At 40.3% G+C, this 13,660-nt stretch carries 7 protein-coding genes and 1 pseudogene; 4 read left to right on the top strand and 4 right to left on the bottom strand.

Features of this window, described 5'->3' with window-relative positions:
- Positions 1-4: 4 nt before the first annotated feature.
- The 4 genes from G7B18_RS02780 to G7B18_RS02765 all read right to left on the bottom strand — a co-directional run bounded on the left by G7B18_RS02780 (position 5) and on the right by G7B18_RS02765 (position 9,297).
- A complete protein-coding gene (locus G7B18_RS02780; RefSeq protein ID WP_205601695.1) occupies positions 5-1,501 on the bottom strand; it encodes a DUF4886 domain-containing protein in 1,497 nt (498 codons plus the stop codon).
- Positions 1,502-1,587: 86 nt separating this feature from the next.
- A complete protein-coding gene (locus G7B18_RS02775; RefSeq protein WP_164122040.1) occupies positions 1,588-3,081 on the bottom strand; it encodes a RagB/SusD family nutrient uptake outer membrane protein in 1,494 nt (497 codons plus the stop codon).
- 19 nt (positions 3,082-3,100) lie between these two features.
- Positions 3,101-6,100 (bottom strand): SusC/RagA family TonB-linked outer membrane protein, encoded by a 3,000-nt coding sequence (locus G7B18_RS02770; protein WP_164122039.1) that lies wholly within the window; start codon positions 6,098-6,100, stop codon positions 3,101-3,103.
- 269 nt (positions 6,101-6,369) lie between these two features.
- Positions 6,370-9,297 carry a triple tyrosine motif-containing protein gene (locus G7B18_RS02765; RefSeq protein ID WP_164122038.1) on the bottom strand — a complete coding sequence of 976 codons (2,928 nt, stop codon included), beginning with the start codon at positions 9,295-9,297 and terminating at the stop codon, positions 6,370-6,372.
- Between the two features lie 962 nt (positions 9,298-10,259).
- Here G7B18_RS02765 and G7B18_RS02760 point away from each other — a divergent pair.
- From G7B18_RS02760 to G7B18_RS02740, 4 genes and pseudogenes are all read left to right on the top strand, one after another.
- Positions 10,260-12,119 (top strand): mechanosensitive ion channel family protein, encoded by a 1,860-nt coding sequence (locus tag G7B18_RS02760; protein ID WP_164122037.1) that lies wholly within the window; start codon positions 10,260-10,262, stop codon positions 12,117-12,119.
- A gap of 520 nt (positions 12,120-12,639) precedes the next feature.
- Positions 12,640-12,846: pseudogene (locus G7B18_RS19370) on the top strand (family 20 glycosylhydrolase); the annotation flags it as partial.
- Between the two features lie 57 nt (positions 12,847-12,903).
- The gene (locus G7B18_RS19365; RefSeq protein ID WP_164122061.1) at positions 12,904-13,041 is read left to right on the top strand and encodes an FN3 associated domain-containing protein; all 138 of its coding nucleotides are present in this window, start codon (positions 12,904-12,906) and stop codon (positions 13,039-13,041) included.
- Between the two features lie 277 nt (positions 13,042-13,318).
- Complete coding sequence (locus tag G7B18_RS02740) at positions 13,319-13,474, top strand: hypothetical protein (protein ID WP_164122035.1); 156 nt, start codon at positions 13,319-13,321, stop codon at positions 13,472-13,474.
- Positions 13,475-13,660 lie beyond the last annotated feature (186 nt).

Below are 13,660 nucleotides of genomic sequence, written 5' to 3'. Positions count from 1 at the left end.
ATAGTTAGTTGTTTGAGCTTAGTCGGGCTGCTGTGATATAATAAAATCCTGAACCATTGGTGTTATTTTCACCTGAGGTGATCGTGACTTTTATCTTTCCTTCGGAATCCGGCTTGATTTGATTTGCCGAAACCGTTTTATCGGTATTGCTGGATGTATTTAATCGTACGATGACCTCGTTTGCTCCCTTACAGATATATTTTGTCTCACGGTTGTCGCTCACTCCTCCGCGTGCACCGAAGAATCTAAGGTTGTACGTTAGGTTTTGATCCAGTCCTTTTATTTCTAATGCACTTTGCACAACTGTCATATTGTTGAAGGCCGCTTTGGAGTTGCCAAAGTAGGAAGTTTTAGAAACAGCCGTTGGCATATTTAAGGTGGTGTTGGTCGTTGATGGGCCATCGCCATTAACACCGTTGAAACGTTCTGTGATGGTCAACTTTATACCTACATAGGAACCCATACTGTCTTTTAAATTGATCGAAGTACCCGTTAGGAAGTTGTTGATCTGATTCCAGTGATTTGATGCTGCGGTATTTCCAAAGTCCAGTAATACGGCACTAGATAATGGTCCACCGGTACCTCCTTGAAACTCGGTCATTTCCGTGATGTTGTCCGGATTGGTTATGGCCAAATGCGCCGCATTTTGGGCTATGCTGACTTCAAATGCGGATAATCCTTCAGGTTTATAGGTATTGCCTACGGCAGATTTTCCAAAGATGGCCTCAAACCATGTACACGCGGCGGTATATCGGCCTATAGGAATAGCTAAGTGGTAACCATCTCTTGTAAAATTGTCTTCAACTACCGATGTCCTTCCGTTCTGTATGGCTGTTCCCGATGGAATGATCATATCGATAGGCACCAGGGATTTGGCTTTGTTGACGGCATCTACGATGGCATGGTACATGGTCAGCTGATTTTTATTGTAATTGGCAAAGCCACTATGCGTTGAATTTTGAGCATAGGCCCATGTTTGATGGAGGATGAATTTTACGTCAGGATGCTTGGCTCTGGGGGTTACGTAGTCATATACTTTTTTTAATGATGCAGCCCAGGTGTCATACATGCCTGATTTAGAGCTTACCTGTTGAAAACTAATGTGGGTCCACTTCTCGTCGGCTAAGGTATTGGCGATCGTTTGGTTGGCGGTGGTGGTCTTTTTGCCGTCTTTGTCCGTTTTCCGATAGCTGTATACCGCGGCATTTTTAGATATGTTTTCGGCATGTTGAGCGAGCGAAGCATCGCCGATGTAAAGGTTTCCGATGATCACTTGTTTGCCCTCTGCTTTCGCAAGATCATATAGGTAGTTTTCTACGGCATCTTCGGAAAATGAATTTCCGATTGTCAGGATCCGGATGGTACCATCATCTGGAGGATCCTGTACATAGCTCATCTCCGGACGCTCCATTTTTTGACAAGAAGCAAAGCTGATGCCTACAATCAAAATGCTCAACAACATTTTGATAAGTATATTTTTGTTTTTTATAGCTGTTTTCATATGTGTCTAGTTTGTTTCTCATCAGTTATATGGAATACTCATGAGTCCTTGTGCTTTGCTAAACATGAGTATTTCATAATGGTGAGTTAATAATTAGGATTCTGGATTAAAACACCGCCCGATTTATCGATCTCAGGTTGTGGGATAGGAAAGAAGCGGTTTTTTATTTGATAGCTTACATGACCTGCAGCATGTAAGGTCTCTACGTCTATTCCCCACCGCACTAGATCATAAAATCTTTCATTCTCCATACCCATTTCGACTTGCCTTTCGTGACGTATAGCTTGTCGGAGCTCCTCTTGATTGCGCGTCGTGACAGGAGGTAATATAGTATTGCTGTTACCTCTTGCACGTGCTCTTACCCGTTCGAGGTGCGCTAATGCAATGTCGGTATTGTTGTCACCGCCAAGCTCATTTGCGGCTTCAGCAGCAAGTAGTACGACATCGGCGTAGCGGATGATACGGACGTTGAACCAATTTCCGGCCTGACTACCATATTGCGCACGCAAGGCAGGGTTGGTATAGACCTTTTTGTTCCAGTACGCTCGAGGTAGATTACTTGGTAAGGTCTCACCGTATGGGGTATTGGTCTGTCCGCTAAACAGTAAGGTTGTTTCTTTTCTAGGATCCCCAGGCTCAAAAGCGTCAACTAAGATTTGATGTGGGATATTCCAGCCCCATCCTAGATTAAATTGTCCTGAACCGCGTATCCCTTGTCTGCTGGCATAGGTGACGCCAAAGTTCTGAACCCCATCGGCTAACGCCTGAATCTCAAAAATGGACTCCTTGCTATTCTCACTCTCTTCTCTGAAAATCATATTGTAGGGTACACTAAGGTCGTAGATACCAGAGTTTATTACCTGTGTCGCAGCGGCGAGTGCTTCGGCATAGCGTTGACGAGCCATGAATGTTTTGGTCTGTAAAGCCAGCGCAGCACCTCTTGTGATTCTACCGGGATGTTTGGGCCAGGTCTCCGGTAGCGCCGTCGTTGCATACTTAAGATCTTGGTCGATCAATTGATAAATAGCAGAAATGGGTGACTTTGGTTTATTGGCAGAAGCCTGGTCGGTAATCCGGAAATCAATTAAAGGTACCTCACCAAAGGTACGTACCAGATTGAAATAGGCCCAGGCTCTTAAAAATTTCACTTCACCAATATTTGCCATAGTCTCTGCTTTAGGATTATCCAAAGAATCAGCGATAGCGATTACATTGTTGGACTGATTGATCAGTTCATAGTGTCCTGTCCAGTAACTGTTAGTGAGCCAATGGGAGAGGGGGTATTTAAAATCATCATATATAGGTCCTGCAGCAGCGTAGTCACCATCATTACTACCTAAATGCGCATCGTCGGCCCGTATATTGTGTACGGCTACATAAGGTAGTCCACTCGTAGCCTCACTACGCAGCCCGGCATAAGCCGCAAATACCTGTCCTTCCAACGATCCAACAGGTAGATCTTCTTCTGTAAATCGGCCTTTAGGCTTGATATCCAGCCAATCTGTTCCACAACTACTCAGAATAGCAACAGTAAGTATTCCTAATCCTAATACTTTATATATAGTCTGTTTTATTTTCATCTTGTCGATCCGTTAAAGGTTAAAAATTAAGATTTACACCGAGTGTATAGATAGCTGGAACAGGGTAGGTACCTCTATCGACACCGAATGATGTAGCGCTCCCTCCAATTTCTGGCGTGAATCCCGTATTGTTGGAGAATGTAAAGGCATTCTGCGCATTGGCAAATAAGCGCAGGTTTTTCAAACGTAGTTTACCAAGTGTTTCTTGTGGAAAGGTATATGCTAGGGTCACGTCACGCAATCTAAAGAAACTACCGTCCTCGATAAAGTAGCTAGAATATACCCGGTTATTAGCTCGTCCTTCGTGTATAATGGGTTCCCAATTGCTTGTGCCTTCGCCATTCCAGCGATCCATACGGTCCGTTAGGAAATTGTAGGTGGCAAATTGGTTTTGATTCCAGGTACGCATGATTTCATTACCATATATTCCCTGAAATTCGACATTAAGGTCAAATCTTTTGTATGAAGTCGAAAGAGATAGACCGTAGAAGAAGTCTGGCGTAGGATTCCCGATTCGCGTACGGTCTTTGGTCGTGATGGTACCATCACCATCTATATCCTTATATCGGATATCTCCAGGTTTGAAATCACCTCCACCGAGGCCATTTTTTGCACTCTGGTTGACGTCTGTCTGTGTCTGGAAAATACCATCGTGTACATATCCCCAGAAATAGCCAATGGGATTACCTTCCGTGGTACGCGAGGGGCCATCAATGATATCGTATCCCTTGCTGGATAGACTGACGACATTATTGTCTATTGTCGTGATATTTCCACCTATTGAAAATTTCCAGTCTTCGGAGAGTGTTTGGTTCCATCTAGCTGAAGCCTCTATCCCTTTATTACGGATATTTCCTAAATTGCTTAATCCAGGTAGACTGCCCAGTATACCTGGGACTCGAACCAATACACCGTCCGTGTTTTTGCTGTAGTATACAGCCTCAATATTCAGTCTATTGTTTAATGTGCTGAGTTCAAATCCGGCCTCCCAAGCTTTGACAACTTCCCAGTGTAGATTGGTGTCAGGGATATATTCCGGTCCATAAGCCGGTACGACTTGATTACCAAATACAGCGGTATTCCCGGCCACCATCTGCGCCTGCATCGGGTATTTATTACTGCCTACGCTCTGGTTTCCTAGATTGGCGACCGATCCTTTTATTTTTAAGTTATTGATCACAGTCTGGTTCTGCATAAAATTCTCTTGGCTCAGGACCCAAGCCACACCTAGGGCGTAAAAATCCTGCCAAGGCTTACCGAATCGAGCAAAAGCCGAGCTTCCATCTTTACGGAAAGAGGTGTTGATTAAGTATTTGCCATCGTAATTGTAGAGTACGCGGGCCAGATAAGACAATGTCCGGGTTTCCCAGCCTGTTCCGTTGCCGGTCTGTGTTTTAGGATCTCCAATGCCTACATACCAATAATAGCTGTCATTTGGTATTTCATAGCCGTCTCCTTGTGTACGGCGAGCCGTTGTATTTTCAAAACCACTCATGTAGGTGGTATAACCGACCATAGCCTGTATATTGTGTTTGTCGAACGAATTGTTGTAGTTTAATAACCAGTCGGTTTGTATCTTATAGTATTTGTTTTGATCTTGATTGACTGCTGTAAGCAGGTTGCCGATACGCTCTGCTTTATTGTCACCCTCGATTTCTGGATTATAGACAGAGACAAGCCCATCGTAACTCCTTGTTTGGTTGAATCCATAATCCGCGGATAGATTTGTCCGGAAAGAAAAATTCTTTAAGAATTTGACCTCAGCGTAATAATTTCCTACGATACGGTAATTATTACCGATGAACGTGTTTTTTCGCTCCTCTATAGTTGTCAACGGATTGCCTACCTGTGCCCGTTGAAAACTAGGCATCGTATGGTAAAGACCATACTCCTCGTTGAATACAGGAGCAATAGGAGCTGCCAATATAGTTCCGAACACATCACGGTTTTGAGGTAGCTGTGCACGGTAACCATTTAATACGATACCGGTCTTGAAATTGTCCGTGACTCGAACTTCGTTGCTGAGGTTGAGGGTGATTTGACTGTGTTTCTCATAATTGATAATCCCTTGATCTAAAGAATAGCCCAAGCCCATCCGAAATGAATTCTTGTCCGTTGCGCTAGCTACACTTAGGTTATTATAGTTGAGTATACCATTGCGGAATATCTCGTCCTGCCAGTCCGTATTCGCATTCCAGAAGGAATAGTCATACGGAGCGTCCCCCTGGTTGAATCGTTGTTCTTCATATAATTCCTTAAATTGGGTAGCATCCGTCAATTTCATCCGATGAGAGACATCTTTGAAACCTATTCTAGAGCTAAAATCGAAATTCAATTGCCCGGCTTTGGCGCGCTTTGTCGTAATAGCGATGACACCGTTTGCACCTGCAACACCAAATATAGCGAGTGAAGAAGGATCTTTTAGTACTTCAATACTTTCTACATCATCAGGATTTAGAAAGTTGATATTATCGTTCAATAGACCATCAACAACATATATGGGCTTAGCCCCGTTTATGGAGTTGGTACCACGGATACGGATATCTGGTTCTTGTCCAGGACGTCCTGAATTGGTTACTTGTAATCCGGATACTTTTCCCTGTAGACTCGCTACCGGATTGGTGCCGGGGCGATCCACAATATCGCTCCCCTTCACTTGTACGATAGAACCCGTAAGGTCTCTTTTCTTTGCTGTTCCGTAGCCGATGACCACCACTTCATCGAGGCTTTCATTTTCGCCTTCCAAAAATACATTCAGCTGTGTTCGATTAGCGATCGGTACCGTCTGGGATGCGTAGCCTAAAAAGACAAACTGTAGACTATCCGTGGGAGAGGCAGTGATAGTGAATTGTCCTTTGGCGTCAGTCTGTGTTGCTGTTGGCTTTCCTTTAATACTGACAGTGACCCCCGAGATAGACAGCATAGACTTATTGTCTTTGACTACTCCGTTGACAGTCGTTTGCCCTACTGTGATAAGGGACATGAGCAACAAGGAAATAAGAATAGATAAACTCCTCATATAACTTGGTTTAATTAGATTTATAAAAATAGACACTGGTTGTTGTCTATTGTATTTCAAATTTGCTGATGTATTGTGATGTATCCAATTTTTTGAAATTCACATTACTACTACAAGGGGATATGGTGTTTCTAAAATATAGGTGATGAGAAATGTAATCTGTTGTTAGTTATTGTTTTATGGTTTGTTTTTGATGCACATAAATTTTTATTAAGTGTTTTTTTTACACTTTAAGGTATGAGAGGTAATGATGTAGTGTTTTGCGCTCCTTAGCGCTCCAATAAGAACTCACTTAGGTTCTTATCAGATGGTATATTTAGCTTTTTTCGTAATCGATAGCGACGTATTTCTACTCCTCGGGTTGTAATATTTAAGAGTGATGCTATTTCTTTACTCGACATATTAAGCCTCAGGTAAGCACAGAGTTTGAGGTCATTTGGGACCAATGCAGGAAAGTCTACTTTTAGTTTTTTAAAAAAATTACCGTGTGCTTCGTTAAAGCTTTTTTCAAAGATGTCCCAATCTCGGTCATCGTTGTGTGCCTCGTCAATAAGCTTGTTTATTTTGTGCAATTCTTCGTCACTAAGTTGATTTCCTTCCGCATCTTTCAATTGTTTGAGTTGCTCGTGTAGATTGTTGAGCATTTCATTTTTGTAGACAATATTAGTTGCTGCATTGGCTAGCTCTCTGTTCTTAATCGCTAGTTCACTTTCGAGTTGTTGATTTTTGAGTTTGATGAGTTTTTGCTCATTAAGTTCAGCATCTCGGGCTATGGCCACTTTCTGTTGTTCGAGTAACCTACGCTTAATTTGAAATTGACGCTTTTGCTCTTTTTTAAGCTGTTGGGATCGGAGGAAAATAAATAATAGAAAACCAATCAAGGCATATATTATCAAGGCGTACCATGAGAGGTACCAAGGACTATTTATCTGAAAAGTTAATGTGGTGACAGGGGATATATGGCCATCTGCCGATTTTGCTCTCAGGTGAAAAATGTATTTTCCCGAGGAGAGATTCGTAAAATCTTTATAGGTCATCTGATCCCAACTGGACCAAGTCTCCGAGTATCCTTCTAAAAGGTATTGATAGTGCAGTGGCGAAAGACTATAAAATGGAGTCGAAAATGCAATGCGTAGATTATTGTCTGTATAGTTCAGGATTATTTTTTCGTCATCGATAAGTAATGGCTCTTTCGATATGTTCCATACATTTGAAATGATGGGGTATGGAAGCATCATCTTTTGCTGTTTGGGTTGATCTCTATAGACTGCAAATCCATTATCTAGACCTATCAGAAAATGGGCTTGGTCAATGGGAAATATATTTTCATAATAGTCCATCAGTCGATTTTGCAAGCCATTCAGTGAGGTAGAGTCTATCTCGATTAGACCATTAGGTCCAAAGGATGCCTGTGCAATGTGCGAATGTCTGATAAACCAATATCGGCCTTTTTGAATTGGAATGATCTTGTTGGTATACTGAAAAGAGCCTAATTGTTGGTTTAATTCTTTGTGTAATTTAAATTTTTTAACGATATCATCATAAATAAACAATCCTGAATCCGAGGTGAATACAATGTTGTTTTCAAGGTTGAATACCCCGGTAAAGCCTATCCCGCTTATAGATTTATCGTCTTTGGTTCTGACGATTGTTTTTAAGTTTTTAAAATCAGAACTCAGTTCAATGAGATTAATAGTATTGCGGTTTCCTACCCAATAGTGATGTTGGTCTTTTGCAGCAAAAAAGCGCGTTGGCTCCCGAAGTTCAGGGTATTGTTGGAGAAAAGATAGATTTTCTCGGTTCTGAAATAGTGCTATACCCGTATAGTTACCTTGTAAGATATAATCAGAATTTGGGATCCGTTCAAAAAACCATCCGCCAGTCAACTGCGAAATCTTTTTGAGTTGCATGTTTTCTACCTCAAAAGTCCCATCATTATGGCCGCAGAGCAGCTTGTTGCCTATCATGTCGAGTGACCATACCTGGCCACTTGAAGTTGGAATTTGCCTAAAATCCAGCGATTGAAAAGTGTGTATTCCTTTCCAGGGACTTACGAATAGCCCTTGATTAGTGCCTAGATAGATGTGATCTTTAAAGATGGCTGTAGCATATACAGTTCCTATTTTTCCTAAGAAGTCCGTATGAAAGTATAGCGAACTGTTTATTTCGATCCGGTCTATTCCATTATCAAGACCTACCCAGAGATTTTGCTGTTTGTCTTTTGCGATACTTAGTACGGTATTGTTTTGTAAACCATTGTTTTTGTTGATGTGCTGTATTAAAGCTCCATTCTTATTTATTATGTATACCCCGTTTTGTATCGTCCCGAATGCATATTGATTGTTACTAAGGGGGATTCCGTTATTTATCTGCGCTTTGGCAAGTAATCTACTAGCTTCCGTGTCCCAGCTTTCAATGGACCCATTTTTATTTAAAAAAAATAACCCATGGTGTGCTGTTCCCAATAGATATCTTTCGGTATCATAAGGTAGGATACAAAGTATATTTTTGTTTTTTAGAAAATCCTTATCCTCGACTGGAACCAATTTTTGTTTCTCCCATAAATGCAAACCTGATGGTATCTGTTCAAAATAAAGCCGATCTTCTACCTGATGAGGAAAGAGAAAAGGTTCTCCATTCGCAGTTATAGTTGTTATTGCATTATTTCTGTATATATAGGTTTTTGAAAAGGCGTGAAAGTATATCGTTTCATCTTGGATGATGATTTTCCAGATTTCATCATTGGTCAACAAACTTTTATCTTGAAGTAGATTGGAGATACTTGTGTAGGTCATACGCCCATGTGACTGGCGTTGCCAATATCCAAATTCAGCTTGTCCTCCGACATAGATTTTTCCACTTTTGTCTGCTTTTACGGATCGTACAGCAGATTTGTTTTTCAGTGGATAAAGTTTCCAGTACTGTCCGTCAAATATAAGCAGTCCATCTGTGTTTCCACAGTATATAATGCCATCCTCACCGACGGACATGCTCCAGTTCTGGTTGCCTGCTTTGTACGCAGTTTTGTTGAATTGTTGGACAGACGGGCTTCCTACACGGATGATGTTTTGAGCCTGAACTAAAGCAGAGACTGCACTATATAGTATGGCTAAAATAAAGCTTAAGCGAAAGATCCATCCGGTTAGGTACCTATGAAGCGACGTTGCACTATTTTTAATATAAGATGTCGTACTCAAATTTTGTGATTTATTGTAATGGCGTTTACTAATATAATAATCTTCGTTTTAAGTGCAAAATAGAAGTAGCCATGGTTGTTCGAAACCTTAGCTATACTCAATTTTATCATTCTAGCTTAATGATTGATAAAAATATCGAAATACTTAAGAATGCTGAAGACCTCATCAGTTCTTCCCTTATGTGGCTTTTCATTTTGTGATCGACTTGCTGTAAGAATATCAATCACATCTTTCATTGTGTTTTGTGCTAAAAACCAGTAGAATATGATGATTCTTTTAAAACATGTGTAATAGTTCTATTTTTATAAGATGTTCAAAACAATAATCCTTTTCCATGTTTTAGTTCTGTCTGCGCTATAAATACGAGCTCAGGAATCCGGCTTATTAGGACAGCGGTAGATTCTCGTTTATAGCATCGTTGACTTGTTCCGATTGGTCGCGATGGGATACTCATGGGGGGACTTCGCTAAACATGAGTATTTCATGTTGCTAAAGGTCTTTTTGATAAATAAACTTCTAATAACCTGGGGCTTATTTGCAATTTGGGTTCTTTGTAATCTCTGCAGGTTGAATCGTTTGTTGGTCATTACAGCTGTCATAGTTAAAGACATAGTCAGCTCCTGCCCCTTTTTATTCCATATACCTAGCATCTAAAAAATATGACACCATTTGAGGACAGTGGCGCCAAGGATATAAACATGGGATGCTTTCGGTACATTTCTTTACTATCTTTAAAAATTTAGCTTATAAATATGTTTTTTACAAAAATATGGTTATTTTCAATGATCATAGGTAATATCCATCATTTAAAAAGCGGATGTTTTAATCATTGATATTACACGTAACAACAGTTGAGAGTTTATTAATCTTTATAGTTTATTTTTCGTTTAAGGGAATGCGTTGCGGTCTAGATCTAATATTGGTGAACTTAAAAGAAGAAGAATCATATTTCATTAACACTTATGAAAAAGAAAATATTCCTTTGTTTATCGTTTGCTTTTTTTGTGTGTGTTTCTTTTGCACAGCGAGATACAGCACAAGCCTCAAATGACACACTTAGTAATCAATTAAGTACTAGTTTTAACAAAGTAAGTCAACTTTCTGCCGAAAGATACGCTGATTCGTTAAAGCGAAATGCATTGCAGCAGGAAGTAAATGACTTAGGTGAAAATGATTTAATAAAGCGGAAGGAACTGCTGGACGAACTGAATGCATTAAAAAGGAGAGATTCTCTACACGAGGTTAGACAGCGCAAACAAGTAGATTCACTCCGAAGTTTTGTCAAAGGAAACCCCGTAGTTCTCGCGAATGATACCTTATTTTATATCTATACAAGACAAGGCAGTTTTTCCGCAAGTGATAGGGCTGAGGCGGTAAGTAAACGAATATTGCGACTTACGGAAGATCCTTTGTTTATAATGGATTCTATAAAGATCATTGCAGCCGAACAGACCACCGATTTGATATATAACACAAGCTTGCTTATTTCGATATCACAAGAAGATGCGCTTTGGGAAGAGAGTACCAAGGAAAAATTAGCAGCAAAGATCAAACTGCAAATTGGAAATTCCATTGCTGCTTATCAGAAGGCTAATAGCTGGCAGGTCTTATTGAAGGAAATCTTACTTACATTTTTAGTTATAGGTGTGGTGATACTCTTGATTAAAGGAGTGAACCGTCTTTTTCGCTCGATCGGACTGAAATTGCAGACTTATCAAGGAAAGGTTAATAAGGGGATCAAAATTCAGAATTATGAACTCCTCACCGCACAGCGAAAGCTACGTTTTTTTGAAACATTAAATAACTTTTTGAGGTGGGTTGTCATTGTACTAGTGATTTATTTGGCTTTACCTGTGCTGTTTGGTATATTTCCTTTTACCAAGGATCTTTCTGAAAACTTATTGAGTTATATAGTCTCCCCTTTAAAGAAGATTAGTTTGGCTGTTTGGGACTATATTCCTAATATGATTACCATTTTGGTGCTTATCGTTGTTTTTCATTATTTATTACGTTTTCTACGGTTTATTAAAACTGAAATCGAGCGGGGTAAATTGAATATTTCTGGATTTTACAAAGATTGGGCGAACCCGACATATCAAATTGTTAGAGTTTTGTTGCTCGCCTTCATGTTAGTGGTTATATTTCCTTATTTGCCCGGTCATGACTCTGATATATTTAAAGGAGTGTCGGTTTTTATGGGGGTTTTGTTTACTTTCGGTTCTGCAGGTGCACTTAGTAATGTGGTGGCTGGTTTGGTTCTTACCTACATGCGGGCATTTAAGATTGGCGATCGGGTGAGAATTGGCGAGGTTACCGGTGATGTTATGGAGAAGACACTATTAGTAACCCGGGTACGGACGATTCAGAATGAGATCATTTCCATCCCAAATTCATCGGTGATGGGCAACCACACGACCAACTACAGTGAGGAAGCGAGTAGCAATGGACTTATTATTAATACGACAGTGACTATTGGATATGATGTTCCCTGGAGACAGGTTCATGAGCTTTTGATAGCGGCGGCATTAGATTCAGAATATATAGAACAAGAGCCGAAACCCTATGTTTATCAAACTAGTTTAGACGATTATTACGTTAGTTATAGAATCAATGCCTTTACTAAACAGGCTAATCGACAGGCTTTAATTTACTCTTCGCTACATGCTAATATTCAGGATCATTTCAATAGCGCAGGTGTTGAGATTATGTCTCCACATTATAAAGCCTTGCGTGATGGAAATGCTACGACAACCCCCGTTGAATATTTGCCGCATGATTACAAAGCACCGCCGTTCAAAACTTCTTCGGATGACAATAGCTAAATTGGAACATCAGGCTGAGAGGTGTGATACGAAAAAGGTGACATAAACAACATACTGAAAATAGCACATTTGTACGATTCATGGTTCATATATCGAAAGCATGGGTAAGCATTTGTGGAACGCGACGTCTAGGAAAGCAATTGTTCTTATCTGTTTTTGATAATATTCATGATTTGTTGTAGGTACTTCCTTGTGCAGATAGATGTGATTATGCCTCGTTCAAAGCAGGCTCTTTACTGATCGAACATCCTGCCATCAAGACGATTTCTGTCAAGCAACTGGGAGATGATAGTTAATTTGTTTCAGGTGGGATAACACTCCTAAAGGCTACAGAAAGAGATAAATTACCTAAAAAAGCGTATTCGATAGCCATTCGACCTACAGGTATTACGCTTAAAGCTTGGAATCGAGAGCAGATTATTTCTGCTGTCTACACTTTGATTCAGTTGGGCTATCTCCCTTTGGAAAAGGTATATAGCTATGATCCGGTGCCAGCGGCCATCGCTGGAATAAAAAGCATCATATCTTAGGAGCACAGGCTAATATTTGGACCGAATATGTGCCCACGAAGGAGCATATAGAGTATATGGTATTTCCGAGAGCATTAGCACTGACTGAGGTCAATTGGATCGCCGAACAAGATAAGAATTGGACAGATTTTCATATCCGGATGCAAAAACATTATAAATTGCTGCAAGATCTGCATGTTAATTATTATCGCCCATGATACCATGTTACTTATACCAATGTTTTTGATTTTGAACGCAGAGAAAAAGCCCTTAGTCTGGCTACGGAGCAGATCGATTCACAAAATATTCGCTATACGCTGGATGGCAGTGTGCCACAGGTAAATTCTCCATATTATACAGGCCCATTTGTGTTAAATAGGAGCACACGTATAGAGCAGCTCAATATTTTCTAGATTCGATTGCTATAGGTCCTTCATTGATTGTTGATACGGATATCCACAAGGCTATAGGCAAGCCCGTCAAATATAATAGCTAATGGGATGGCTATGATGCACAAAAGGAACTTACAATGACAAATGGCCTACAAGGGGGGACTTACTTATCATGACGGGCAATGTCAGGGCTTTACCAGGCCAATAGATCTGATTGTAGACCTACATGAGTCGCAGTCGGTTAGTCTAGTAGCTATGAATTTTATGCAGATGATAGGTCCGGGGGGGGGGGGGGGATATGCCGGGCGAACTTGAAGTACTACTTTCTGAATATGGAAAGTATTTTAAGTCCGCAGGTAAAGTCTTTAATGATATTTCGGATCAAGAGGCTAAACTGACATTCAAACGATTTGAGTTGAAATTGGATAGCACACATCACGCACGTTATATTTAGGTAAAAGCAAGTAACCCGAAGCGCGGCTATCTATTTAACGATGAGATCATAGTATATTAAAACTTGTTTTTATTCAAGGAATAGGAATAATTGTACCCAACAAAGCTATCACAGAACAAAATAAGAAGTCACACTAAATATTGGATTATGTTTTGTCTGTAGATATCGATCCGATGAATATCGATG

Origin of the sequence: Sphingobacterium sp. xlx-130 (genome assembly GCF_011007405.1) — a bacterium.
Classification (GTDB): domain Bacteria; phylum Bacteroidota; class Bacteroidia; order Sphingobacteriales; family Sphingobacteriaceae; genus Sphingobacterium; species Sphingobacterium luzhongxinii.
Note: the sequence above shows the minus strand (reverse complement) of the source record. Positions and strands in the feature narration are given on the sequence as shown.

What these genes read in the sequence shown, in the direction of transcription:
- G7B18_RS02760 (WP_164122037.1), top strand. Translation starts at nt 10,260, where the DNA reads ATGAAAAAGAAAATATTCCTTTGTTTATCGTTTGCTTTTTTTGTGTGT.
- G7B18_RS02775 (WP_164122040.1), bottom strand. Translation starts at nt 3,081, where the DNA reads ATGAAAATAAAACAGACTATATATAAAGTATTAGGATTAGGAATACTT.
- G7B18_RS02780 (WP_205601695.1), bottom strand. Translation starts at nt 1,501, where the DNA reads ATGAAAACAGCTATAAAAAACAAAAATATACTTATCAAAATGTTGTTG.
- G7B18_RS02770 (WP_164122039.1), bottom strand. Translation starts at nt 6,100, where the DNA reads ATGAGGAGTTTATCTATTCTTATTTCCTTGTTGCTCATGTCCCTTATC.
- G7B18_RS02740 (WP_164122035.1), top strand. Translation starts at nt 13,319, where the DNA reads ATGCCGGGCGAACTTGAAGTACTACTTTCTGAATATGGAAAGTATTTT.